Annotated in this window: 21 protein-coding genes; 11 read left to right on the top strand and 10 right to left on the bottom strand. The window is 67.3% G+C overall.

The features are described from left to right. Positions 1-281: 281 nt before the first annotated feature. Together ASD37_RS02750 and ASD37_RS02745 are read right to left on the bottom strand one after the other, a co-directional pair. Entirely contained in the window at positions 282-3,098 is a 2,817-nt protein-coding gene (locus ASD37_RS02750) for an EAL domain-containing protein (protein ID WP_056547734.1), read from the bottom strand. Further along, positions 3,095-3,643, bottom strand: coding sequence for a hypothetical protein (locus tag ASD37_RS02745; RefSeq protein ID WP_156720700.1), 549 nt, complete (start codon positions 3,641-3,643; stop codon positions 3,095-3,097). Before ASD37_RS02745 ends, ASD37_RS02750 begins: the two co-directional genes overlap by 4 nt. Before the next feature lie 252 nt (positions 3,644-3,895). Here ASD37_RS02745 and ASD37_RS02740 point away from each other — a divergent pair, with 252 nt between their 5' ends. Beyond that, a complete protein-coding gene (locus ASD37_RS02740; RefSeq protein WP_056547729.1) occupies positions 3,896-4,768 on the top strand; it encodes an acyl-CoA thioesterase II in 873 nt (290 codons plus the stop codon). On the opposite strand, the gene ASD37_RS02735 is transcribed toward ASD37_RS02740, so the two are convergent. Beyond that, positions 4,765-5,349: a UbiX family flavin prenyltransferase gene (locus tag ASD37_RS02735; RefSeq protein WP_056547726.1), complete on the bottom strand. Its 585-nt coding sequence runs from the start codon at positions 5,347-5,349 to the stop codon at positions 4,765-4,767. The two genes, ASD37_RS02740 and ASD37_RS02735, sit on opposite strands and share 4 nt — an antisense overlap. 81 nt (positions 5,350-5,430) lie before the next feature. On the opposite strand from ASD37_RS02735, the gene ASD37_RS02730 reads away from it, so the two are divergent. From ASD37_RS02730 to ASD37_RS02715, 4 genes are all read left to right on the top strand, one after another. After that, positions 5,431-6,858, top strand: coding sequence for a UbiD family decarboxylase (locus tag ASD37_RS02730; protein ID WP_162253219.1), 1,428 nt, complete (start codon positions 5,431-5,433; stop codon positions 6,856-6,858). 7 nt (positions 6,859-6,865) lie between these two features. After that, entirely contained in the window at positions 6,866-7,285 is a 420-nt protein-coding gene (locus ASD37_RS02725; RefSeq protein WP_056547719.1) for an SRPBCC domain-containing protein, read from the top strand. 10 nt (positions 7,286-7,295) lie between these two features. Further along, entirely contained in the window at positions 7,296-8,927 is a 1,632-nt protein-coding gene (locus ASD37_RS02720) for a UbiD family decarboxylase (protein WP_056547717.1), read from the top strand. Between the two features lie 268 nt (positions 8,928-9,195). Beyond that, entirely contained in the window at positions 9,196-9,639 is a 444-nt protein-coding gene (locus ASD37_RS02715) for a universal stress protein (protein WP_056547714.1), read from the top strand. Between the two features lie 17 nt (positions 9,640-9,656). On the opposite strand, the gene ASD37_RS02710 is transcribed toward ASD37_RS02715, so the two are convergent. Both ASD37_RS02710 and ASD37_RS02705 read right to left on the bottom strand, forming a co-directional pair. Beyond that, complete coding sequence (locus tag ASD37_RS02710) at positions 9,657-10,157, bottom strand: DUF427 domain-containing protein (protein ID WP_056549718.1); 501 nt, start codon at positions 10,155-10,157, stop codon at positions 9,657-9,659. Further along, positions 10,154-10,843 carry an MBL fold metallo-hydrolase gene (locus tag ASD37_RS02705; RefSeq protein ID WP_056547710.1) on the bottom strand — a complete coding sequence of 230 codons (690 nt, stop codon included), beginning with the start codon at positions 10,841-10,843 and terminating at the stop codon, positions 10,154-10,156. Before ASD37_RS02705 ends, ASD37_RS02710 begins: the two co-directional genes overlap by 4 nt. A 99-nt stretch (positions 10,844-10,942) precedes the next feature. On the opposite strand from ASD37_RS02705, the gene uvrA reads away from it, so the two are divergent. Next, positions 10,943-13,846 (top strand): excinuclease ABC subunit UvrA, encoded by a 2,904-nt coding sequence (gene uvrA, locus ASD37_RS02700; RefSeq protein ID WP_056547706.1) that lies wholly within the window; start codon positions 10,943-10,945, stop codon positions 13,844-13,846. Here uvrA and ASD37_RS02695 read toward each other — a convergent pair. The 3 genes from ASD37_RS02695 to ASD37_RS02685 form a co-directional block, all read right to left on the bottom strand. Next, positions 13,836-15,008: a winged helix DNA-binding domain-containing protein gene (locus ASD37_RS02695; protein ID WP_056547702.1), complete on the bottom strand. Its 1,173-nt coding sequence runs from the start codon at positions 15,006-15,008 to the stop codon at positions 13,836-13,838. The genes uvrA and ASD37_RS02695 overlap by 11 nt on opposite strands. Positions 15,009-15,012: 4 nt before the next feature. Further along, positions 15,013-15,279 carry a PspA/IM30 family protein gene (locus ASD37_RS02690; protein WP_056549716.1) on the bottom strand — a complete coding sequence of 89 codons (267 nt, stop codon included), beginning with the start codon at positions 15,277-15,279 and terminating at the stop codon, positions 15,013-15,015. A gap of 82 nt (positions 15,280-15,361) precedes the next feature. Then, positions 15,362-16,663 (bottom strand): HNH endonuclease signature motif containing protein, encoded by a 1,302-nt coding sequence (locus tag ASD37_RS02685; protein WP_056547699.1) that lies wholly within the window; start codon positions 16,661-16,663, stop codon positions 15,362-15,364. 152 nt (positions 16,664-16,815) lie between these two features. On the opposite strand from ASD37_RS02685, the gene ASD37_RS02680 reads away from it, so the two are divergent. The 3 genes from ASD37_RS02680 to ASD37_RS02670 all read left to right on the top strand — a co-directional run bounded on the left by ASD37_RS02680 (position 16,816) and on the right by ASD37_RS02670 (position 20,341). Beyond that, on the top strand, positions 16,816-17,310 hold the full coding sequence (locus tag ASD37_RS02680; protein ID WP_056547696.1) for a lipoprotein LpqH: 495 nt from the start codon (positions 16,816-16,818) through the stop codon (positions 17,308-17,310). A gap of 101 nt (positions 17,311-17,411) precedes the next feature. After that, the gene (locus ASD37_RS02675; RefSeq protein ID WP_056547693.1) at positions 17,412-19,142 is read left to right on the top strand and encodes a hypothetical protein; all 1,731 of its coding nucleotides are present in this window, start codon (positions 17,412-17,414) and stop codon (positions 19,140-19,142) included. Continuing rightward, positions 19,124-20,341, top strand: coding sequence for a CHAT domain-containing protein (locus ASD37_RS02670; RefSeq protein ID WP_056549714.1), 1,218 nt, complete (start codon positions 19,124-19,126; stop codon positions 20,339-20,341). Before ASD37_RS02675 ends, ASD37_RS02670 begins: the two co-directional genes overlap by 19 nt. 4 nt (positions 20,342-20,345) lie before the next feature. On the opposite strand, the gene ASD37_RS02665 is transcribed toward ASD37_RS02670, so the two are convergent. Beyond that, complete coding sequence (locus tag ASD37_RS02665; RefSeq protein WP_056547691.1) at positions 20,346-20,990, bottom strand: hypothetical protein; 645 nt, start codon at positions 20,988-20,990, stop codon at positions 20,346-20,348. Between the two features lie 83 nt (positions 20,991-21,073). On the opposite strand from ASD37_RS02665, the gene ASD37_RS02660 reads away from it, so the two are divergent. Both ASD37_RS02660 and ASD37_RS02655 read left to right on the top strand, forming a co-directional pair. Continuing rightward, the gene (locus tag ASD37_RS02660; protein ID WP_056547688.1) at positions 21,074-22,396 is read left to right on the top strand and encodes a hypothetical protein; all 1,323 of its coding nucleotides are present in this window, start codon (positions 21,074-21,076) and stop codon (positions 22,394-22,396) included. Next, positions 22,393-23,478: a hypothetical protein gene (locus tag ASD37_RS02655; protein ID WP_056547684.1), complete on the top strand. Its 1,086-nt coding sequence runs from the start codon at positions 22,393-22,395 to the stop codon at positions 23,476-23,478. Before ASD37_RS02660 ends, ASD37_RS02655 begins: the two co-directional genes overlap by 4 nt. On the opposite strand, the gene ASD37_RS02650 is transcribed toward ASD37_RS02655, so the two are convergent. Then, a complete protein-coding gene (locus ASD37_RS02650) occupies positions 23,472-24,848 on the bottom strand; it encodes an alpha/beta hydrolase family protein (protein WP_056549712.1) in 1,377 nt (458 codons plus the stop codon). The genes ASD37_RS02655 and ASD37_RS02650 overlap by 7 nt on opposite strands. Between the last annotated feature and the right edge of the window lie 90 nt (positions 24,849-24,938).

Below are 24,938 nucleotides of genomic sequence, written 5' to 3'. Positions count from 1 at the left end.
GTTGCTCATCTGGCGTTCCCGGCCTTCGTTGCCGACGACAGCACCGTCGGCGTCAACGCGACACGGTTTGCGCTCTGAACTCCGCCGACCGGCGGCGCGCCCCCAACATGTTCACCAGAATGCCCCCCAGCGGTCGTACAGCGTCCCCGAAGACGATTTTCAGCGTCACCCTAACAGCAGTTGACAAGCTTCTCGACGCGAGTCACGCACCACTTTCGGTGTCGAGCAGCAGGTTGAATGTGACAACGTCGGCTGCGGCGAGATGCGCGCAGTGACGTCGTTTACGCGGGTTCGGATCCCGTTTCCGCTCGCGTTGGCGTCCAGTCCGGGACGCCATATCGATTGCCCTGCACCCAGTCGTAGCCAAGGCGCAGCAGCGCCACTTCCTCCTCGAGGGTCTCGACGCCTTCCGCGATCATGCGCATTCCCAATTCCGACACGAGCTGGATCGCCCATCGCGCGACGACGTCGGCGCCTTCGCCGCCTCGCAGCCGCTCGACGAACGTGCGATCCAACTTGACGATGTCGACCGGCAGGTTCTGTAGGTGGGCCAGCGATGAGTAGCCCGTCCCGAAGTCGTCGATGGCTACCTTGACACCGAGCGACCGGATGTTGATCAACGTCTGCTTGAGGCCGCCCGATTCGTGAACCATCGCCGACTCCGTCAGCTCAATGATCAATCGTTCGGGCGGAAGCGCGTAATCGGAGATCAGTTCGAGGAGGAAGTCGACGTATTCCGCGTCCACCGTCTTCGCACTCGCGTTGACCGACAGGTGGAACTCCCGCGAACGGTCGCGCAACAGCCCGAGGCACTCGACCACGGCACGCTCGGCGATCCGTCGATCGACGGTGCGAATCTGACCCGTCTCCTCGGCGACCGGGATGAAGTCGGCGGGCAGGAGGATGCCACCGGCCGGCTGGCGCCAGCGCGCCAGCGCCTCTGCTCCGACGGTGTGCCCGGTTCGAAGCGAGACGACGGGTTGGAACGCCGGAGTCAGCTCGTCAGCTTCGAGCGCCCGATAGAGCTGCTGTTCGAGCAACGACCGACGGATTGCCTTGTCCGAGAATTCACCCTGATAGAACGCGACCCGAGAGCCACCGGCACGTTTGGCCGAGTACATCGCCAGATCGCCGCGCCGCAGCAGTTCGGCGGCATCGGACACACCTTCGGCGTCCTTGTCGGCGACAGCCCCGATGCTGACGTTCACCACGCTCATGGCACCGTCCACGGTCACGGGATCCCGGAACGCCGCGAGGATCGCTTCGGCGACCCGGGAGACCAGATCGGGGGTGGCCTCGCGGAGGACCACGACGAACTCGTCGCCGCCGAGGCGAAACACGCTTCCCGAACGACCGACCAGATAGAACGTCTCCCGCTCGAGCCGGTCGGCGGTGGCCCGCAGCACCAGGTCACCCTTGTGGTGTCCGTATGCATCATTGATTTGCTTGAAGCGATCCAGGTCGATGAACAACAGCGCAAAGCCGTGCGATGCCTTGAGAGCTCGGATCTCGCCCTCGATCGCCGACGAAAGTGAGCGGCGGTTGCCGAGACCCGTCAACGGATCGATCGTGGCCTGAACCGCGAGCTGCCGGTACGCCCACTCGTTCAGTCCGGATTGCACAGCCTGGTGGAAAGTACCTGCCGCAATGCGGTCGTGATCGGACCACGTGCGGCTATGGTCGGTGACCTTCTCGACGAACTCGTTGAACGACCCACGCGGATGCAGCCGACCGAACTGATCCTTGCGGACCAGCGCGGTCACCTCGCCGCCCCAGCGGACGGTCTTGAGGAACGGCCGACGGAACCAGGCCAGGTACGAGTCGGAGGTGGCCGGCAGCCGCGCCACTATCGCTCCCGCACACGAGTCGGGTTCAGCCAGCTTGGGCATGTCGGTTGCCAGGCAATCGGTCGTCTGCACGGATTCGCCTCCGGCCGAGCCCCATTCGCGCACCAGCTCGTCGATCGCGTCCTGTGGCGGCACATCGCCGATGCGGAGCACCTCGCCTTGCAGGCGGGCCACCAGCCCGTCAGCCTTCACTGCCGTCAGGACGTCGGAGCCAATCACCTCGATGCACTGGATCGCGTTGTCACCGGCCGTGAGGTTTCGTCGGAGTTCTTCGGCGAGCGCCGCGATATGACTGCGCCGGGCCCCGAACGACTTCTCGTCCATCGTCGCTGCGACGAACGAGGCAATGCGACTGACGGTGGCGAGCGCCAGTCGATCACTTCGGCTGAGTGATCGCGGCTCGGTGTGGTGCATCACGAACATCCCCGTGAGGCGTCCATCTTGGATGACCGAGACTGACGCCGTGGCTGCCACGCCCATGTTGCGCGTGTACTCCAGGTGCACGGGTGAGACGGCGCGAAGGTTCGCCAAGCTGAGATCGAGGGTGGCGGCCACCTCGCCATTCGAAGCCGGACCGAGGAGATGGACGGTTGCTTCGTCGACGTCTGCGATGACCCGCACCAGTTGCAGGACGTACAGCCGACGGGCTTGCGGCGGGATGTCGGACGCCGGATAGTGCAGCCCGAGAAACGGCTCCAGGTCGGGTTGATTGATGTGCTCGGCGGTCACCTCACCGTGATGGTCGGGATGAAACGTGTAGGCCATCGTGCGCGCGTAGCCGAACATCTGCCCCAAGACCTTCACCGTCTGCTCGGAGAACGCCTGCCAGCTCGGGACCTCCAGCAGGGTAGCGATCATCGCCGTCGGATCCGTGGTGACCGAGGGGATGTCGCGCTCGATCTCGAGGATGTAGTGGTCTTCTGACGAGCGCGCCGTGACCACCACCGGATCTGATGTCAGCCAACGCATTTCGGTCCGGAAACCCTCCAAATCCTCCAAGTTCATTACGGCACTTGGGAGTTGGAGTGAGTGCGCGACCTCCTCGACCGTCGTTCCCAGGACCTTTGTCGTGTGGAGAATCCCGCCGATCGGGGCCTGCAGATTCGACGACACATGTGAAACGCGGCGCTTGACGACGTCGATCGCGAGGAGCCATCCGTGCGCCTGGATGGCGTCGGGCTTGTGGATCTGCTCCGTCTCGCAGCCCTCGTGGCCGACAACCGTCCACATCGACTCGGAGCCGTCGCTCATCTGCCGCCTCCGATGGAAAGATGGTCGACAAGGGACTCGCGATGGAGTTCGAAGCCGGCGCGCGCGGCAACGACGGCAGCATTCGTGGCGTCCGCATCCAGTCGCGCAAGGGCGTTCAGCACTGCACGCCAACGATCGTGGAGATGTTCGCCGTAGGGATGAAGCAGCAGATGCTCGCGTTCGGCCTGCCACCACTGGGCAGTTCGGACGACCCGGAGCAGGTGCAATCCACCCAGTCCGGAGCCGACGTAGACGTAGAGGAGTCCCAACATCGTTGCGTGGACCCGCGGCCCCGAGACGTCCAAGGCTCCCCCTCTGCGCGACGATTGGCGCCGAGATCCGGCCAACTCCTCCAAGAACACCGACTCGTCGTCGAGGGCCAACCGCTTCGAGACCTCCGAGAGCGACAGCCCCTCATTCCACGATTCGTGCGGTACCAGTGCCAAAGTCGCTTCGACGCACTCGGCGGCCTCGATCAACCCGCCGACGACGGCGGCGTAGTACTCCATCTCGACGAGCCGATCACGACAGATGAGTCCATCCAAGGCTTGGTGATCCGCGGCGGTCGCACGACGGAGTGCAGCAAGCGGGAAGCCGTTTCCACACCTCGTCAATTTCCCGGCCAATGCCCAGCCCCCGCTGCGATTCGAACCGATACCGCCTGTCAGGTGGGATTGTCCACTGCAGCGGCATCGCAACACGTGGAATGCGGCAATCGGTAAGCATTTCACGATTTGGTCCCTCCCCTTAGAAGGCACGGCGACCGGTGCCAGATCGCGCTGCGGCATGATGCCCGAGTGACATTTACGCCGACCCTCGCCGACATCGTCGCCACCCTGCACGTCGACCAGACCGGCACCGACGACTTCGTCGCGACGCAGCTCGACAATCCTGCCCACCACATCGTCGGGGGCCACATCGCCGGGCAGGCCCTCATGGCCGCCAGCCGCACGGCGCCGGGCCGCACGCCGCACAGCGTGCACGTCTATTACATCCGGGCCGGCGACGCCCGGCGTCCGGTGGACTTCCACGTCGTCCGGTCCCGTGACGGCGGCACCCTGTCGACCCGGCAGGTCACCGCGACGCAGGACGGCGAGGTGCTTCTCGAGGCACTCGCGTCGTTCAGCACTCCGGTGGACGGCGGCATCGACTACCACGGCCGGATGCCGGACGTCCCGGCTCCCGAGACGTTGCTCCCCGTTCGCAAGCAGTTGGCGGAGTTCGCCGATGAGCTCGACGGCTACTGGGTGCGCGAGCAGCCCTTCGAACTGCGCTACGTCGACGCGCCACCGCGGCTCGCGGTCGACCTTCCCGAACGGTCACCCCGGATCCGGTTGTGGTGGCGGCCAAGCGAACCCGTGGTGGCCGAGGCCGAGAACGCCCAGATCCTGCACAGTTGCCTGCTGACGTACCTGTCCGGCACCACGATGTTGGAGACAACCCTCAACATGCGGAAGGCCACCCCGGCTACCGCCTTCAACGCGCTGATCGATCACGCCCTGTGGTTTCACCGCCCCGTCGACCTGACCGACTGGGTGTTGTCGGATCAGTTGTCGCCCAGCGGCATTGGCGGGCGCGGACTGGCCACTGCCACCATGTACAACCGGACGGGTCACGTGGTGTGCATCGCGACCCAAGAGCTGTACTTCGGTCGGCCCCGGGCCACCTAGCCTTCGTCGGGGACGACGGACCTGCCGTCCCACCGCTGAATCCCCGGCATGACGACGTCGAGCAACTCGAGTGCCCGCGCCACGGTCTGGTCTACGACGTCCTCCAATGAACGCGGCAGCGTGTAGAACGCGGGCACGGGAGGCATGATGATCGCTCCGTTGTTCGTCGCGCGCGCCATGAGGTCGATGTGGCCGGCGTGCAGAGGAGTCTCGCGCAGCATCAGCACCACCCTGCGCCGCTCCTTGAGGCACACGTCGGCCGCGCGGACCACCAGTTCGTCGTTGTAGGAGTTGGCGATTCCGCTGAGGGTCTTCACCGAGCACGGCGCCACCAGCATGCCGGTCGTGACGAACGATCCCGACGACACGGCGGCGCCGATGTCGCGCGGATTGTGGTGATGGTCGGCGAGAGAGCGGACTTCCTCGGGGGTGTAGTCGGTCTCGTGGGCGATCGTCCGCTGGCCCGACGACGTCACGATCGCATGGGTTTCGACGTCGTCGACCTTGCGCAACAGCTCCAGTGCGCGGATTCCGTACACGGCGCCCGACGCTCCCGTGATCGCGACGATGATGCGTTTCACGTCGGTCGCCCGTAGGCGTGTGGCACGATCACCGTAGGTTTGCTGGCCACCTTCATCCAGGAGAGTATGGGGCATCGCACCGTGCCATTTCAGGATTTCCGCGAGTTTCTCGACGCGTTGCGCTCCCACGGTGAGCTGATCGACGTCGACCGTCCCGTGGCCCTCGAACTCGAAGTGGCCAAGGCGCTGCGCAAGAGCGCGTCGACGGCCGGCCCGGCGATCGTCTTCACCGACAACGGGACCGCCTTCCCACTGGTCGGCGGCGTCTACAACTCGCGGGCGAAGGCACTGATCGCCTTCGGCTGCGACGAGGACGCCGCCTACGACAAGATCATCACGGGGCTGGGCAACCGCGTCCCGCCGACCTACGTCACCGACGCGCCCGTCCACCAGAACGTCGTGCTCGGCGACGACGTCGACCTGGCGATGCTGCCCGTACCCAAGTACAGCCCCGACGACGGTGGCCCCTACATTACGTCGGGATTCGTCGTCAGCCACGATCCCGAGACCGGCATCCCCGACATCGGCCACTACCGGTGCGAGATCGTCGACCGCAAGACGATGTCGATGATGGCCGCACCCGGCCACCGCTTCGCCAAGAACATGGCGACGGCACAGCGGTTGGGCCACAAAACCTTTCGCGGAGCGCTGGTGGTCGGCGTCGACCCGATGATCGCGTACGCGTGCCCGATCCAGACCACCGACGACACCGACGACTGGGAGGTCGTCGGCGGCCTTCGCGGCGAGGGAGTGGAACTCGTCAAGTGCGTCACCAACGACGTCTCGGTCCCCGCGCACGCCGAAGTGGTCGTCGAATTCGAGGTCGACTTCACCGAGACCGTCTCGGAGGGGCCGCTCGGCGAATACACCGGCTACTACACCCCGGCGTCCGCCAAGCCGGTCGTCCGACCGACCGCCATCACCCATCGTGACGGCGCCTACTTCCAAGCGCTCCTGACCGGCCGTCCCACGACCGAGAACCACATCCTCAAACTGCTGCCGTTCGAGGCGTCGTTCACCCACCAGATGCGTCAACAGTTTCCGACGATCGAGCGGGTGTCCATCCCGCCGTCGGGCGGGGTGTTCTTCCGGGTGGTCATCGCGATGCGGCCCCGTTACGCGGGCGAGGCACGCAGTGCCATCCTCGCGGCGATGGGCAGCAACATGCGACCGAAGACCGTCATCGTCGTCGATCCGGACGTCGACGTCCACAATTCAGAGGAAGTGGAGTGGGCCTTGGCCTTTCGCACCCAGCCGGCCCGGGACGTGATCATCGTCGACGACCTTCCCGGCGGTGCGCTCGACCCGACCGCCGACGAGTCGCTGCCCCCGGATCAGCGGACGGGTTCGGCGCTCGGCATCGACGCCACCTACCCGTACGGCACCGTCGTCAAGACCGTCGGCGACGTCTGCGGACCGGCGGTGGCCGAGCACGGCAAGGAGTTCGTGGAGGTGGCGGACGTGCCCGGCTGGCGGGACTACGACTTTCCCGAACTCGACGGCAAGTAGGAGTGACATGAGCGAGATCGACCACGAACTGAAGATCGACGCCGCACCCGAGCGGGTCTTCGAGGCACTGACGACACTCGAGGGCGTGACGGGCTGGCACGCCCCGACCGCGTCGGGTAGCGGTGAGGTGGGCAGCGAATGGGTCTTCCCCTACGCCGACCATCCCGAGTTTCGTTGGGAGATCACCGAATCGGAGGCCCCGACCCGGGTCGCCTGGCGGTGCACCGGTGGACCTGGCGACTCGGTCGGCACCACCGCGACGTTCACGGTCACACCGGCCGACGGACGCACCCTCGTGGAGCTTCGCCACGCCGGTTGGCCCGGCACGCACGGCAACTTCCGCAAGTGCAACACGACCTGGGGCGTGCTCCTGCATCACCTCCGCGACTACGTGGAAACTGGCCAGTCCGCAACGGCTTTCGAGTGAGAGGCGCACCATGCCCCAGCAGAGTCTGAGCGAGTTCGTCGACGACATGGAGAAGGCGGGGCTGCTGGTCCGCGTCACCGAGGAGAAGCGCGTCGACGAGCTGCCCGCCGTCATGGAGGCCCACCCGTTGACCGCCGTGCTGGTGGAGAAGGTCACCGACTGCGAATTTCAATTCCTGGCCAACGCCTATTCCAACCAGGATCAGACCGCCTGGGCGCTGGGGTGCGAGAAGAGCGAAACCGGCCGTCGCATGGTCGAACTCGGCAAGGGTCGCATCACGCCCGAGGTCGTCGACACGGCGCCGTGCAAAGAGGTGATCCTCACCGGCGACGACGTCGACCTGACCCGGCTGCCGCTGTTCCTTCACCACGACCGTGACGGCCACGCCTACACCAACGACAACCTCGTCGTCAGCAAGCACCCGGACACCGGCGTCTACGACTGGGGGATCTACCGCAGCATGTTCCGGTCCAAGACCGAGAAGATGTTCGACATGACGTGCACGTCGCACCGAGCCCGCCTGAACGCTCAAGCCGCACAAGCGAAGGGGCACAACCTGGAGCTCGCGATCGTGCTCGGCGGCCCGTTGGTCGACAAGGTGGCCGCGCTCACCGGCGTGCCGCCCGGTACCGACGACTTCGAGGTGCTCGGCAACTTCTACGGCCATCCCGCCAAGCTGGTGAAGTGTGAGACCGTCGACCTGCTGGTGCCCGCCAACGCCGAGATCGTCATCGAGTGCGAGTTGATGGCCACCGAGGGGTTGACACACGACGAAGGTCCGTACGGCGAGTTCACCGGAATGTACGGCGGCGGCATCAAGTCGAACTTCCGCGCCGTGGTCAAGGCGATGACCTTCCGCAAGGGCGGAATCTTCCAGCACGCCACCATCGGCGGCACGCACCCCTGGTACACCGACAACATGCTGCAGTTGCCGATGATCGAGTCCGACCTCTACGGCGGTCTCGCGATGGCCGGCATCGACGTCAAGGAGGTCCGCGCTCCGCTCGGCGGGCTGTCCAACATCGCCTACGCGAAGATCAACACCCGTGGCGCGGGGGACTCGAAGCAAGCTCTCGGGGTGATGTTGACGTGCTCCAAGCAGGGCCTGCCGAAGATTGCGATGGTGTTCGACGAGGACGTCGACATCTGGGACGACAACGCCGTGCAGTTCGCGATGGCGTTCCGCTACATGCCGCACCTCGACACCGTCACCATCCCGAACTGCAACACCATGACCGTCGACCCCATGATCGCCGAGGACGCGGCACCGGGCACGGCGTCGAAGATCGGACTGGACTGCACCATTCCGATCGGACCGAACTTCGTCCGGTCACACTTCGACCGCAGCACCGTCTTCGAACTCGGCGACCCGCCGGCAGGCGTCGTCCCCATGTCCGAGGAGGACCTGACCGCCGCGATGGCCGCACTGATCCGCGAGGCACCCCGCACGTGGAAGGAGATCCTTCAACACTTCGTCGGGCAGCCCTACCGAATCGTCTACGGGGCCTTCAGCAACATTCGACACCAACTCGGACGGTGCGACGACGAGCCGTGGTACCGGTATACGTTCTCCGACACCGACTTCGCCGTGACCGCAGGAGAGGCCGCGCCGTCCAATTTCGATCCGCGGCATCGGGAGTGAACACGGACGACGTGAACGTCGTTGGTGGGCAATGCTTATCAACACCGATGTGCACGTCGATGACGCAGGTCACGTCGGGCGCACGGATGCGAGCGGCGCCCCTGACCGTCAATTGCGTACGGTTGCTCACCAACGTGACATTCGGCGGCAACGCCGAGGTTACGATCATCGCTGGACTACACGCGCCATCCGAGTGAATCGCCCCATGTTCGCTGAACTTCGGGTTACTGTTCGGATGGCTTGGCAATCAACCCTGGGAGGGCTTTGAATGGGCGCCTATCAGACCGTTTTGGTCGGAACTGACGGTTCGGATTCATCGCTGCGCGCGGTAGACCGGGCCGCGCAGATCGCCGCGGGAGCGGGCGCGAAGCTCATCGTGGCCACGGCGTACTTCCCGCAGAGCGAAGACTCGCGGGCCGCCGACGTCCTCAAGGACGAGGGCTACAAGATGGCGGGCAACGCTCCCATCTACGCGATCCTGCGTGAAGCCAGGGACCGCGCGCACACCGCCGGAGCCAAGGACGTCGAGGAGAAGGCCGTCGTCGGCGCTCCCGTCGACGCCCTGGTCGACCTGGCCGAGGAGATCAAGGCCGACCTTCTGGTCGTCGGCAACGTCGGCCTCAGCACCATCGCCGGCCGCCTGCTCGGATCGGTGCCCGCCAACGTGGCGCGTCGTTCCAAGTCCGACGTCCTGATCGTCCACACGTCCTGACGATCGGGCTCCGGGGGCTACCAGCCCCTGGAGCCTGGGATGCCCTTGAACGGGCCCTTCACCCAGCTGGTGATCCAGCCGCCGTAGAAGCCACCGGGTTGCGACTCGACCCGCTCACCGTTGACGGTGCAACGGTCGACCTGTGCCGCCATCACCGCGATGGCACCGGCGATCGGTTCGAAACCGCGCGTGGGTTCCGGGTACGTCCAGCCTGCCCGTTCGGCGACGCGAGCGCCGCTGACCAGGTCGAAGTAGGACGCCACGCCCTTCCATTCGCACCACGACGATCCTGCCGCCGGGCGCAGGGCGCCGTCCCGAAACGCTGCCGCGGGGATGTAGTACGTGGGCGGGTGGCTGGTCTCGAGGACGCGCCAGCCGCGGTCGGTCGAGGCGATGATTTCCCCGGCCAGCTCGACGGTGATCGAACCGGCGAACGTCTCCAGCCTCGGCGGCCGTGGATAGTCCCAGACCGACTCCTGACCTGGGCCGAGCTTGTCGGGCTTGGGCCAACCGCTCACCAGCCGCGTTCCTTCCACTCGCCGAGGTGCGGCCGCTCGGCGCCAAGGGTGGTGTCGTCGCCGTGGCCCGGATACACGACGGTGTCGTCGCCGTACCGGTCGAACACCTTCGTCTCGAGGCCGCTGATCAACGACTCGAACTCTTCCGGGCGCGTGGTACGTCCAGGACCGCCGGGGAACAGGCAGTCACCGGTGAACAGCTGCACGGCGTCGCCCGCCGCAGGTCCGCGCAGCGCGAGGGCCACCGACCCCTCGGTGTGACCCTGCAGGTGGATCACGTCGAAGGTGAGTTCGCCGATCTCGACGGTGTCGCCGTCGGAGAGGATGCGATCCGGGGTGACGGGCAGCGGTTTGGCGTCGAGTTGGTGTGCGGCGGTCGGTGCGCCCGTGGCGCTGGTCACCTCGGCCAGTGCCTGCCAGTGGTCGCCGTGCTGATGAGTGGTCACGATGAGGGCCAGGCTCGGGGCGTACCGCTCGATCAGGTCGAGAAGAACGGGCGCGTCGTTTGCGGCGTCGACGAGTAGCGTCTGGCCGGACTGGGAACACGTGATCAGGTACGCGTTGTTGTCCATGGGACCCACCGACGCCTTCACGATCGACGCACCGGGGAGATTGCGGCGTGCGGCTGAGCCGGACTCGACGTGACCCGTGTAGTCGTCGGCAACGGAGGTTCTCTGATCGGCCATGACTGCCACCGTACGGGGCTTGTCGGTGAGTGGACATAACATGAGCGCGGTGCGCTTCGAGCAGGTTGGAGAGCACCATCAGACCAGGAGAGATATCAGTTGGCTGACCGCCTGATAGTCAAGGGTGCGCGCGAGCACAACCTGCGAAACGTCGACGTCGACCTGCCGCGCGACGCGTTGATCGTCTTCACCGGGTTGTCCGGTTCGGGCAAGTCGTCGTTGGCGTTCGACACGATCTTCGCCGAGGGACAGCGCCGCTACGTCGAATCGTTGTCCGCGTATGCCCGGCAGTTCCTCGGGCAGATGGACAAGCCCGACGTCGACTTCATCGAGGGCTTGTCCCCGGCGGTGTCGATCGACCAGAAGTCGACCAACCGCAACCCGCGCTCGACCGTCGGCACCATCACCGAGGTGTACGACTACCTGCGGCTGCTCTACGCCCGCGCCGGCACGGCGCACTGCCCGGTCTGCGGGGAGCGCATCGCCCGGCAGACGCCGCAGCAGATCGTCGACCAGGTGCTGGCGATGGAGGAGGGCATCCGGTTCCAAGTGCTGGCCCCGGTGGTCCGTACGCGCAAGGGCGAGTTCGTCGACCTGTTCGAAAAGCTCAACTCGCAGGGCTACAGCCGCGTCCGCGTCGACGGCGTCGTCCACACCCTGACCGATCCGCCGAAGCTCAAGAAGCAGGAGAAGCACGACATCGAGGTGGTCGTCGACCGCCTCAGCGTGAAGGCCAGCTCCAAGCAGCGACTCACCGATTCGGTGGAGACGGCGCTGGGCTTGGCCGACGGAATCCTCGTGCTGGAGTTCCCTGATGACCGCGCCGAGGACACCGATCTTCCCCGCGAGCAGCGGTTCTCCGAGAAGCTGGCCTGCCCCAACGGGCACGCCCTAGCCGTCGATGATCTCGAACCGCGGTCGTTCTCGTTCAACTCCCCGTACGGCGCGTGCCCCGAGTGTGCGGGCCTCGGCATCCGCAAGGAGGTCGACCCCGAACTGGTGGTGCCCGACCCCGACCTGACGCTGGCCGAGGGCGCGATCGCACCATGGTCGATGGGGCACAACGCCGACTACTTCACCCGCATGTTGGAAGGCCTCGGCGAGGCATTGGGCTTCGACGTCGACACCCCGTGGCGCAAGCTTCCTGCCAAGGCGCGCAAGTCGATCCTCGAGGGCTGCGACGAGCAGGTGCACGTGCGGTACAAGAACCGCTACGGCCGCACCCGCTCCTATTACGCCGACTTCGAAGGCGTGATGGCGTTCCTCCACCGCCGGATGGAGCAGACCGAATCCGAGCAGATGAAGGAACGCTACGACGGCTTCATGCGCGACGTGCCATGCCCGGTCTGCGAGGGCACCCGGCTCAAGCCCGAGATCCTGGCCGTCACGCTGGCGGCCGCGGACGACGCAAAGTCCATCGCGCAGGTGTGTGAGCTGTCGATTGCCGACTGTTCGAAGTTCCTCAACGCCTTGACCCTTGGCGTCCGTGAACACGCCATCGCCGGGCAGGTCCTCAAGGAAGTTCAGTCCCGGCTGGGCTTCCTCCTCGACGTCGGCCTCGACTACCTGACCTTGTCCCGGGCCGCGGGCACGCTGTCCGGCGGTGAGGCGCAACGCATTCGACTCGCCACGCAGATCGGCTCCGGCCTCGCCGGCGTGCTGTACGTCCTCGACGAACCGTCCATCGGTCTGCACCAACGGGACAACCGGCGACTGATCGACACGCTGGTTCGGCTGCGGGACCTCGGCAACACTCTGATCGTCGTCGAGCACGACCTCGACACCATCGCCCACGCCGACTGGGTCGTCGACATCGGTCCGGCGGCGGGGGAGCACGGTGGTCACATCGTGCACAGCGGCACCTACGCCGACCTGTTGACCAATCCCGAATCCATCACCGGCGCATACCTTTCCGGCAAGGAAAGCATCGAGGTGCCGGCAATTCGTCGGCCCATCGACCGCAAGCGTCAGCTGACGGTGGTCGGCGCGCGGGAGAACAACCTGCGCGAGATCGACGTGTCCTTCCCGCTCGGCGTGCTGACCTCGGTCACCGGCGTCTCCGGATCGGGCAAGTCCACCTTGGTCAACGACATCCTGGCGTCGGTGCTGGCCAACAAGCTCAACGGTGCCCGCCAGGTACCGGGCCGGCACCAGCGCATCAACGGCGTGGATCAGCTGGACAAGCTGGTCCGCGTGGACCAGTCACCGATCGGTCGGACCCCACGGTCCAACCCGGCGACCTACACCGGCGTGTTCGACAAGATCCGCACGCTGTTCGCCGCCACCACCGAGGCCAAGGTGCGCGGCTACCAGCCCGGACGGTTCTCGTTCAACGTCAAGGGCGGTCGCTGCGAGGCGTGCTCGGGTGACGGCACCATCAAGATCGAGATGAACTTCCTCCCCGACGTGTACGTGCCCTGCGAGGTCTGCCACGGCGCCAGGTACAACCGCGAAACCCTCGAGGTGCACTACAAGGGCAAGACCATCTCCGAGGTGCTCGACATGTCGATCGAGGAGGCCACCGACTTCTTCGAGCCGATCACGTCGATCTACCGCTACCTGAAGACCCTGGTCGACGTCGGCTTGGGTTACGTGCGGCTGGGTCAGCCGGCGCCGACCCTGTCCGGCGGTGAGGCGCAGCGCGTGAAGCTGGCGGCCGAACTTCAGAAGCGGTCCACGGGTCGCACCGTCTACGTGCTCGACGAACCCACCACGGGCCTGCACTTCGAGGACATCCGCAAGCTGCTCAAGGTGATCAACGGTCTGGTCGACAAGGGCAACACCGTGATCGTCATCGAGCACAACCTCGACGTCATCAAGACCTCGGACTGGATCGTCGACATGGGTCCCGAGGGTGGTGGCGGTGGCGGCACGGTCGTCGCCGAGGGCACCCCGGAGGACGTGGCCGCGGTCGCGGAAAGCTACACCGGTCAGTTCCTCGCCGAGTTGTTGCCGGCACCGGCACGGGCACCCGTGAAGAAGCGGCGCAAGGTCAGCGCTTAGCCGACGACTTCGACAGGGGCGACGGGAACCGTGCGGCGATCCGAACCCCGTCGAGCCAGTCGGTGAGCTCGTCTGCCTTGCGCGCCAAGGCCATCGACGCCTCGGCGTCGACGTCTTCGACGAGGTGCACGGCGACTCGGCCGTCGGCGTCCTGTGTCCAGCAGCCGACGATCCGGCCGTCGCACCACGCGGTCGGCCCGCCGTTGCCGTTGCGGTCGAACACCTGCGCCTGGTGGGGTCCGAGATACCAATCTCGCTGCTTCCAGCCCATCGTCGTGACGTCGAGGCCGGGCAGCAGTGCGCACCACCGTTCGCAGGGTGGCTCGGGCTCGAGGTCGTCGGGCAGTACCCAGCCGGGAACGCCGTCCATGTCGACTTCGACGGCACCGACGTCACGCAGGCCGTCGCGCGTCCAGCCAAGGGTGTGACCGAAGAACCACCTGACGTCCTCGACCGTCCCCGGCCCGAACGCCCTCAGCCACGTGCCGATCAGGGCTACCCGCGCGGCGTCGGGCTCACGCTGCGCGACCTCGCCGGCCCACCGCGCGGCGGAGGTCCACTTGGGGCGCGACGTCGTCCAGCTGCCCTCGTTGGGGCCGCGGAACAGATGCCCTTCGACGCCCATAACCGTCAGCACGCGTGGCGATATCGGACCGGGTCCACCCCAGCTCTTGCCGGGGGCGGGGTCGTAGTCGCCTGCCAGTTGGGGAAGTGCGGCGCGAAGCTCGCGGGCGGTGGCCTGACCGTGCTCGGCCAGATGGGCGGTGACCGCCGCCGACGCGTCCGCCAACCATGCCTCGCCGTCGACGGCGATCCCGGCCTTGACCACGTCGGCGATCAGCTTCCTGCGCTCGGTGGCGGCGACGCGATTGCTCGCCGCGGCCTGCACGGCCGGCAGGTCGGCGGTGTCGAAGACCCACAGCGTGCGCCTCATGGCGAGGTGCTTCACCACCGCCCGGTCGACGTACAGCGCCGAGTCGAGATCGGCGACGCGAAAGTTGGTGCGGCGCGCCCACAGTGAGAGGTACGGCGTGGCCGGGTCGGTGGCGTGTAGACCGACGAACGACTTCGCGACGTCTGCGACCGATCGGTCGGTGGGCTCGGCCAGGAAGTGTCGCCGAGCCAGCCGGGTCCGACGTTCCTCGACGGTGAAGGAACGCACCGCGTCAGGTCCGATCCGGCTCGTTCCGCATCGACGCTCTGATCTGTTCGAGCCGATCGTGGGCGGCGCGCTGCCTTGCCTCGTACTGTTCCTCGACCTCACGCCCCTCGGGCGTCTCCGACGCCAATTCGGAGGACCCGACGGCGGTTCCGTACCGGGTTTCGATCTTCTCTCGGACCGATTCGAAGGTCGGCACACCACCTGGGGTGTAGCCGGTCGCCTCCGGTGTCGGGGCAGGCTCCTGCGGTGTCGGGGCAGGCGGGTCGGGCACGATTTCGGCGTCGACGATCTCCTCGGGGTCTCCCACGCTGCCACCGTACCGCTGGCCGTGCGTCAGGGAGGGGAGTGCGCGCCTAGTCGGCTAGCGGTGGCGGCTGTGGTTCGAATGGTGTGTACCACCACCATTCGGCGCGTTCCCCCAACGGGCCGCGACATGGCTTCACCGATGGTCGGGGTTGAGTCGGTGGGCGGGCCAGCGATCCCGGGTGGAGGGTCTTGCCGTCGGCGTCGGTCACGACCAGGTTCTGAGCGGGACCGGTGATCGTGATGCCCCCACTGTGATGCAGGCGGTGGTGATAAGGACACAGCAGGACCAGGTTGTCGAGTTCGGTGGCTCCGCCGTCCTCCCAATGCTTGATGTGGTGGGCGTGTAGTCCGCGGGTCGCCCCGCAGCCGGGGACCACGCAGCAGCGGTCGCGGTGTTCCAACGCGCGGCGCAGGCGGCGGCTGATCTGGCGGGTCGCCCGCCCGGAGCCGATCACCTGACCATGGCGCTCCAACCACACCTCGCAGTCCGCCTCACACATCAAATACCGGCGATCATCCTCCGACAGGAACGACCCCAAATGAAGAGCAGCATTGCGGTTCTCGACGTCCAGATGCACGACCACGGTGGTGTGCTGACCATGCGGGCGACGCGCCACATCGGCGTCCCACCCGGCCTCCACCAAACTCATCAACGCATCCGCAGCGTTCGGAAACGGCGGCACCTGCACCGACGGACCCTCGGGATTCTCCCCGTGCCGGGCCCCGCCGTACACCTCGCCGACATCGCCATCGTCACCGTCGTCGTCGCCAGCGTGGTCACGCTTCCACTCCGCCACCAACGCATCACGATGAGAATCCATGGCCGCGTCAAACTTCGCAGCCTCGAGCTTCGGCAGCGTGATCCGGTACGTCGTATGCGTTTCGCCGACGGTCTTGCGGACCGACCGCTCCGGCTCCGGCTTCCGGTCCGGCGTGGGCCGCGGCTCCAACTTGATCGCGGACCGTAGCTGGGTCACCGTGGCGACGGAGGCCAGCTGGGCGTAGTGCGCGTCAGACCCCGCCCCGGCCCGCTCGGCAATGACCGCCACCTGGTCCAATGACAGCTGACCCTCGCGCATCATCGCCGCACACCGCGGAAACTCCTCCAGCCGCCGCGCCGCGGTCACGATCGTCTCCGCATTATGCGGGCTCACACCCAACTTCCAGGCCACCAACGCCGGCACCGACCGGCAGCCGGTGGCACCCCAGATCCCGTCACCCTCGATTTCGGCGGAGATCTCCACCAACCGGCTGTCGATCGCATTGCGCTGCCCCGCCAACTCCTCCATCTCGGAGAACAACACGTCCAAGCGCTCCTTCGAGCTCAAAGATGTTGCAGGCGAGGACATACCACGATCATACGGAGGGGGTCTGACATCGACGATCGACGAGGGTGCCGCTCAGATGCGCGCAATTGTTGGGATCGGTAGCGCTTCGGCCCGCGTGTACTCATCTCACGACGACGCCATCCCCGGCGTTGCGGACTTGAAGGGAAACACCCATGAAGAACATCGTGACGGCGGGTATCGGCATCGCGGCAGCGGCATTGGTCTTGGTCGGCTGCTCCGACGACAAGGGCACGACGCCCGGCTCGAGCTCACCCGCCGCGAGTGGAAGCAGCACCCAGGTCAGCACCAGCGGCAACACCGAGGTCAAGGTCGAGGGCCAGGATCTCGCCGGCCTGGACACCAGCACCGTCACCTGCGTCAAGGCCGGCGGCAAGATCAACGTCGCCAGCGGTGCGGTCGGCGGCCAGCAGGGCGTGGCGGTCGTGATGTCGGATGCGACGCCGCCCGCCGTCGAGTCCCTCGGCTTGGTCGTCGACGGCAGCGCGCTCGCCGTCGCCCAGATGGGCGGCATGAAGAGCGGCTCGGCGGACGTCGCCGTCGACGGCAGCACGTACACCATCACCGGTGAGGCGCAGGGCGCCGACATGAAGAACCCGATGGCGGGGATGATCACGAAGAAGTTCGAGATCAAGGTGACCTGCAACTGATAGGTCGCCCCGGGGGACGCGGCGGACGTGCATCGCACGTCCGCCGCTTTCGCCACTTCCGACTTCCAGTCCTCGGCTCCGCCGCGACTTATGATGCACCGGTGTCGATCCCCGGAGAGCTGGAGCGGGCGCGCCACCTCGCCCTCGCCAGCGACGAGACGGCAGCCAAGGAGCTGTTGCTGTCCCTCATGCCCCGGATCGAAGAGGCTGACCGCGACGACTGGATGATGGAGACCCTCGCCCAGCTCGGTGAGCTCTACCTGGTCAGGACGGCATACGACGGTGTCCGCGAAGGCGCGCTGCGCATCCGGGCGTGCCTGGCGGTCTACGCGTCGATCCTGGCGGGAACCGCCACCGCGGAGGTGGTCGAGAAGTCGATTTTCACGACCACCGAGATGCGCCATCTAAGTCGTCGGTACGGGCGCCGGGCCGGCTTTCTCGAAACCGGGCTCGCCGCGGCGATCGGAGACCACGAGGGAGCCGCTGTCGCACTCGCCGCGCTCGAGGACCGCGACGACGAATTCTCCGATCTGGCAGTCGAACACGCCTATCTGCTGACCTACGCGCGGATCGTCTGCGCCGAGGGGTTGTGCGACGACGATCTGCACGTGCGATCGGTACCGTTGTGGGACAAGGTGATACGACACCTCGACTCGTCGACGGAAAGCGGTGAATCGGCCGACAATCTGCGCGTCCTCGGCGGCATCGGGTACGCCAGATTCTGCATCGAGACCGGCCGTCTCGACGAGGCCGAACCCTGGTTGCGTCGGGTCGAGGCCCGGGCCGCGGCCCGCGGGTGGGAACTTGCCACAGCGCGAGCACGATTGGAACGCGGTGCGGCGAGCTGGTCGGCTGGCGACCGTGTCAGCACAGAGGCACGGATGTACGAGGCGTACCCCGTGATCGCCAACTACGCCAGGGCCAACGACGTGTCCCGGTGCTGGCTGTTCTTCGGCCTGACCAGGTTGTCGGCGGGTGGGCTCAAGGTCGCCGACGAATGCTGGGAGCACTCCGAGCGACACTGGCGCGAGCTGGGAAAGCCCCTGCACATTCATCGGATCCTTCTGCAGCGCAGCTGGATCGCCATCTTCCGCGGCCGGTACTCCGAGGCGGTCGAGATGGTGACGCAGGCGCGGGCCTGTCTCGACTCCTCGCCCCGCAGCAGCTGGCTGGCGTACGCCCGCCTCGACGATCACCTCGGCAACATCTGGCGGGCCGAGGCGCTGGCCGATCTCGGCCTCGACGGAGCAGGCCGCCCGGACGATGACTGGGAGACCGCCGAAGCGAGGTACCAGGCGGGCGCCGGTTCGACCAGAGCAGAACCGGGCACCGACCGACACCGTGCTGCGATGCAGAAGTTGGAGCGCGCCGCGGAACTCAAGGTGCCTGCGTCGCTCGCGGTCGACTCGGTCCGGTACTCGGTCGCCGACGCCGAGGCCAGGGCGCAATGGGCGACGTGCGTGTCGGCGCCGCTGCTGGCTGGCGCGTTTGCCGTCGCGCTGGAGTGGGAGAACACCGACCTGGTCAGCCAACTGGTCGAATACCACAGTGCGCGTGGCACGTTCAGCGCCGACGTGTCCGACGCTGCGGCGCTGGAGTGGTCGAGCGTTTCCACGGCCGCCGCCCCGATCACCGACGTCGACGAGCTCGCACTGGTGGCCGCGGGCCCGCCGATCACCGACGGCACCGGGCTCACCCGGCTGGGTCCGTTGCCGCCACTGCGGATGGATCCCATGACCGGACCCGTGCTCGACCACTACCGACTGCTGGCGTTCGAACGCTATGGCCAATGCGTCACCGCAGCCGAATCAGTTTGGGAGACATGGCCATAGCGGAGACGACCCTGATCCTGCGGTTCGCCGACGTCGGAGTGGCCACCTACGCCAGTCTCCGGATCGTGGCGGACCCGTCGCGCACCGTGACCTGGGTGATCCAATCCGCTCAGATCCGCGACGGGCTCGACGACCTTGCCGCGGCCCTGCCGGAGCCGACACCGGGGGAGTCCCTGACCGACGCGCTTGAACGGGCCCTGACGACCGGACCGTTCGCCGCCGCCGACACCGAAGGGGAGCTCGCCAGGCGACTCGGGTCGGCGCTGCTGTCGGAGCAGGCGTGGAACCTGCTACTCGACGGTGCAGCCGGCGCGGTGCTGTTCATCTCGCCGAGCGCCCGATTGGGGCGCGTGCCATGGGGTTCGCTCGCGGTTCCCGCCGACGACGACGCCGACGACGGTCGGCGCCTGGTGGAACTGGTCGACCTGTTGATGGCCATTCCGCCGAACATCGTCAACGCCCCACGTCCGCGCACCACGTGGGGTGATCGCAGGGATCGGTCGCCCTTGGTGATTCTCGATCCGCGCGTTCCCGGGCAGCGCCCCGATTCGGCACTGGGCTCAGTTCTGGGTCGCCCGGCACCGGACACTCTCTTGGCGCGCCACTTCTCGGACGACGTCGCCGCTCAGCGCGTCCTGCCCGCGGTCTCCGCCCCGACCGAACTGTTCCGCCGCACCGACGCCGACCGGGACTGGCTCGCCACGATGCTGGCCGAGATGCCAGGCCGCTTGCTCTACGTCGGTCACGCCAGCGCCGCCGAGGACCGGTCGGGGCGGGCCGATCAGGCGTCCCTGCACCTGGCGGAAGAACATCCGCTGACCGCTGCGGCGATCATGTCGCGGCGGATGCCGATTCCTCCTCGGGTGGCCCTCATCGCGTGCGCGTCAGGCGGGGACTATCGGTTCGACGAGGCGACGGGACTGGTCGCGGCGATGGTCCTGTGCGGGGCTCAACTGGTGACGGCCACGCTGTGGTCTCTGCCGACGACGGCGGGGTATCGACGGTTCACCGGCGGGGACACCGATCCGATGGGCGAGTTGATCGTGGCGGTCGACGCCGCCCAGGGCACCGACCGGGCGGGTCATGCGGTGAACGAGTGGCAGCGGGAGTGTCTGCGGCGCTGGCGTTCCGGGGACACGGCCGCGAATCCGCTGTACTGGGCGGCGTTGGCCACCTTCGCGGTCGACGGCGCGCGGTGATCCTCTAGGCGGGTGGAACCGACAGGGCCACCGACGATTCGTCGCCGCTGCGGTAGTAGACGTCGACCATGCATCCCGGGGCCACGTTGGTCAGCGCCGAGGCAGGTACCAGCGTCGTCTCCCTGGCCGGGAACTGCCCGCCCGTGGCCCTGCGAACCATCAGGTCGACTTCGACCTCCCGGTAGTCCTCACGGGCGATGCCCGTGCTCTTCATTGCGGTGACGGTCCCTCGCGACTTCACGCCGTACCTGATCAGATCCATCTGGGCGGGTGCCACCAGGCCCTTGCGGACCAGCATCTGGTCGAACACGGTCCGCACCGCGACCATGTCGTCGGCGAGCGAAAGGTGTTCCCGCTCCGCCGGGTCGAAGGTCACCAGCAACAGCACACCCGGTTGTAGCTGCCCCAGTGACGCACCGTCCGGGTCCTGCCGAAGGCTGCCGACGAAGTGTTGACCGGTGACGCATTCGACGTCCAGGGTGACGTGCTCGTCGACGGCGCGAACGGTGCCGATGCCGACCTCGGTGGGGCGCTGGGCCCGGTTGGGCACGACCGGCTCGCCTAGCGCACGGGACAGGGGTATCCAGAGGAGGGCACCGATGGTGCAGGCGAGCAGGAACACGGCGGCGGCGAGCAAGGCGTTGGACATGACGTCAGCCTCGTGGTGCGCGCCGGCTACCGATCCCAACTTCTTTGCGCGGTGTTTTCCGAGCGTGCGCCTATTCTCTCCACATGACCACGGCTGCCGACGTCACCACCAGGGAGGTGCTGGTGCTGCCCCGACGCTCGGTGATCGACGAGGCATGGCGCGCAATCGGACCGGGTGTCGAGGTGCTCAGCGGCACCGACGGGGCCCCGCTGCGGCGCACCATCAAGCGCATCCTGGATCCATTGGTGTTGCGCTTGCGCGCGAATCCTCAGTTCTCGGCTCCGGTGGTGCCGGCGGAAACCGGTGCGGCGATGCGGGCGCTGATCCTGGACGTGGCACCGCAATTGCGTTGGGCAGCATCATGGTTCGCGATCTTGAAGCTGGAGCGACGACGGTTGCGCATCACCGCGGGCAACGCTCAGGAACTGTACTTCCCGGTCTGCTTCGAGCTCGCGGTGACCAGGGGTGCACCCCTACCCGATGACCGCGAGACCGCCGAAACGGTGCTCCGTGGCGTTCACGACGACCGCGACCGGACCGGCGTCGAGGTGCTGAATCGCTACGTCGACGACGCCGTGGTCACCCAACTGAGCCGCCAACTGGAGTTCAGCTGGCGCGACGTTCGGCCGGGTAGCACCATCGCCGGGCCGTTCCTGTCCGGTCTCGCCACGGTTCTCGGCGACGCGACGAGCCACAATGCCGAGGCCGCGCGACAACGGGTGTGGTCCGCGCTCGTCGCGGATGCGACGCCCTACAACTTCGGCGCGCGGGCTCGCACCGACGCCGAACTACCGTGGTCCATCGTGGACGTCGGCCTCAGTTCCGTTGCCCCGCAACCACCGCCACCGGTCATGTCGGGTGCCGACGGCGCCCCGCCGCTGAATCGCAGCGTCGTCGACAGGGTCAGGGCGACACTGCGCCGTGCGCTGGATCGCGACGAGCTCCCCGACATCCCGATGTTGTGCGCCGAGGAAGTCGACAGAGCTTGCGCGCCATGGGGTTTGCTCGCCGAGGACAAGCAGGCGGCACTCGTCGCAGGCATCGAGGTCGCCGTCGACCTTGCCCCGCTCAGCGCCGACTCCGCCACCCGGTACGACCTGTCTGGCGACATCCAGGCCCGGTTGCGCAAGGAGGCCTACGTGCTGCACGCCCGCCGCTACCTGGTCGACGGCGGGCCCATGCATCCCCGCCAGCGCCAGGTGGTCGACGACCTCGCCGACTTCGCGAAGCCCTACCTCAGGCGGCTCTGGGCGCGCCTTCACGGCCGCGACGTGTGGCAGGAATCCTGCGGCGACGTCGACGACCTGCGCTCCCTGCTCGAGGGCGTGGCGCGTTCGGTCAACCTCGATCATCGGCAACGCATCAAGTCCATGCTGGAACTCCAGGAGTACGAGGTGGCCCCGTGAAGCTCGAGGCCAGGACGGGCGGATGGACGGGCGGACCGGCCGTCGCCGACGTGCCCGCGGTGGCGGTGCTCGAAGTCAGCGGCGCGGTGCTGGAGTGGACGGTGGACGATCCGGACGGCGCGGCTAACCCCCGCGTGACGGTGACCGACGTCGCCGCCGCCGACTGGCTGTGGCGGGTGGTGGGTCCGGAAAGCCACGCCGCCCTCGTGTCGGGGGCGGAACCGGCCGAGGTCGACCTGCTGCCCGACGCCCTGGCACCGCTGCGACGCCTCGCGATCGGATACTGGCTGCGTAGGTGGTGGCCCGAGAGCAGCCGCGACGGAATCGTGCGCCTCGACCCGGCGCTACTCGACGGGGAGTTGGCCCTGCTGGTCAGCTCGGCGCAGGAGTTCTTCACCGAAGACACGCTGGACTCCGACGTCGAGGGGCTGTTGGCGCCGCACCGGGCCGCGCTGAGCGCCCTCGAACTCGGCGGCGACCCCCGCGTCGTCGACGTCGTGCGGGCCTGCGTCGACCTGGCCGACGATTCGGGTGTGTGGGCTGACGACCTCGCCTCGACGCCAACCCACACGAACGCCGGCCGACGCGAGGACTACGCCTTGGCCGCGGGACGGGACGGCGAACGGAACAGGGGCGCGATTGCCAGCGGCGTCGCGTCGGTGGACTGGCTGGCCGTACCGCCACGGACGTTCGACGCGGCGGACGACACCGTCGACTGGTCCGTGGAAGCCGCCGACGCTTCGGTGTTCGCCACGGTGCGGGTCGCGCTGGCCGACGGCTCGTCGGCCGCGGGCGTCCCGGTGCGACTGCAAGCGGGCACCGTCACCGCCACCGGCGTCCTCGACCGCACCGGGACGGCTGCGCTGCCGCTGCTGAACGGGGGCGGCGACGAGCTGACCGAGATCCAGGCCTGGGACCACGGGTGGTCGACGACGACGGTGACCGTCGGATCAGGGCGCCCCGACACCGCGGAGGCGGCGGCCCTGCGTCGTCGCATCCGGGACTTCGCAAGGGCCCGCCTGGCCCGGCCCGGCTCCGACGCGTTCCTCGCCGAGATCGTCGCCGCCGAATCCGACTACTGAAGGTGCGACGCCATCGGAGATGCGCCGGGTAGGCCCAGCCTCGGCACCCCCGGCGTGCGGATCTGGCCGGCCAACCAGGGGAGCGCCGCGGCGAACGCGTGGTCGGCGAACGGCCAATCGTGTCTGCCCGGCTGCATCACCACCGAGCAGGTGATGCCGTTGGCGACGCCGAGTGCGCACAGTGAGTTGGCCGCCGCCGCTTGATCGCTGAGGTGCACCGCGGCGTCCTTGCCGCCGAGGCCGGTGCCGTTGGCGTTGACCGCGTCGACGACCGTCGGCCCCGACGACGGCGCCGATCCGTTGACGTCGAACCACCCCGACAGCCCTTGGTAGAGGCCATGTTTGGTGATCACCGCGGTCGGGTCGAACGCCGCGTAGGCCGCGGCGTTGCCGCCGAACAGCCGGTCGACGGTCTGCTGCTTGTTGCCGGAGTTGGGGGCCAGGTCACCCGCGATGTCCTCGAACGAACTGAACATGTCGGGGTGCATGGTGGCCAGGTCGACGGCGCAGGTGCCGCCCATCGACCAGCCGACCAGACCCCAGTTGGCGCGGTTGGTGCTCACGCCGTAGTTGGCCTCCATGAACGGCACCACGTCCTTGGTGAGATGGTCTGCCGAGTTGCCGCGCGGGCCGTTGACGCATTCGGTGTCGTTGTTGAACGCGCCGCCGGTGTCGACGAACACCAGGACCGGGGCGTTGCCCCCGTTGGCCGCCGCGAAGTCGTCGACCGTCTTGATCGCATTACCGGCCCGCAGCCAGTCACCGGGGGTGTTGAATTCGCCCCCGATCATCATCAGCGTGGGGAGGTGTGGTGCCGGGTTGGTCGCGAACCAGGCGGGCGGGAGGTACACCAGTTCACCGCGGTGCTTGAAACCCGACGCCGACGACGCGATGTTCACCGGGACGACGACACCCTTGGCTGGCATCTCGTGCTTGGTCTGCATCGCCACGACCGTCGCCTGGTCGGTCTGGTCGGGAAGCGGTCCCTCCGTGAGCTGGTTGAAGGCGGTCTGGACGGTGGGGAAGTAGCCGACCCAGAGATTGAGGGCCAGTGCCGCGCACAGAGCGCACAGCGGCAGTCCGGCGGCCGACGCCGTCCGTCGCCACCAACCGGCGTTGCGCCAGCCTGCGACGAACACCACCGCGGCAAACCCCGTGACCACTATCCAAACCCACAGCAACTTCGGAGCTGGGTCGTCCGACATGCCCTGTGAGGAGATGAACCAGTAGGTCACGGCGGCCATGCCGACGCCGACGGTCACCGCCGCGGGCAGCCACACCAGGCGCCACCGCCGGTTCCGCCAGCCGACCGCGGCAACGACGACGGCCACGGTGACGGCTTGGATCACCAGCGGCAACCAGCCGTGCATCAACGAGAGGTGCTGTTGCCGAAAGTCTCCGGCTGCCAACCACGATGTCACGACGTCATCGTGGACGGCGCAGCTGACGGTTGGCTGTGA

Origin of the sequence: Mycobacterium sp. Root135, assembly GCF_001426545.1 — a bacterium.
GTDB lineage: Bacteria > Actinomycetota > Actinomycetes > Mycobacteriales > Mycobacteriaceae > Mycobacterium.
The sequence above is the reverse complement of the archived record's forward strand: the minus strand, read 5'-3'. Positions and strand labels throughout refer to the sequence as shown.

Coding starts and splice junctions, on each gene's coding strand:
- ASD37_RS02750 (WP_056547734.1), bottom strand. CDS start 3,098: ATGAGCGACGGCTCCGAGTCGATGTGGACGGTTGTCGGCCACGAGGGC.
- ASD37_RS02725 (WP_056547719.1), top strand. CDS start 6,866: ATGAGCGAGATCGACCACGAACTGAAGATCGACGCCGCACCCGAGCGG.
- ASD37_RS02720 (WP_056547717.1), top strand. CDS start 7,296: ATGCCCCAGCAGAGTCTGAGCGAGTTCGTCGACGACATGGAGAAGGCG.
- ASD37_RS02715 (WP_056547714.1), top strand. CDS start 9,196: ATGGGCGCCTATCAGACCGTTTTGGTCGGAACTGACGGTTCGGATTCA.
- ASD37_RS02705 (WP_056547710.1), bottom strand. CDS start 10,843: ATGGCCGATCAGAGAACCTCCGTTGCCGACGACTACACGGGTCACGTC.
- ASD37_RS02685 (WP_056547699.1), bottom strand. CDS start 16,663: ATGTCCTCGCCTGCAACATCTTTGAGCTCGAAGGAGCGCTTGGACGTG.
- ASD37_RS02680 (WP_056547696.1), top strand. CDS start 16,816: ATGAAGAACATCGTGACGGCGGGTATCGGCATCGCGGCAGCGGCATTG.
- ASD37_RS02665 (WP_056547691.1), bottom strand. CDS start 20,990: ATGTCCAACGCCTTGCTCGCCGCCGCCGTGTTCCTGCTCGCCTGCACC.
- ASD37_RS02660 (WP_056547688.1), top strand. CDS start 21,074: ATGACCACGGCTGCCGACGTCACCACCAGGGAGGTGCTGGTGCTGCCC.
- ASD37_RS02650 (WP_056549712.1), bottom strand. CDS start 24,848: ATGCACGGCTGGTTGCCGCTGGTGATCCAAGCCGTCACCGTGGCCGTC.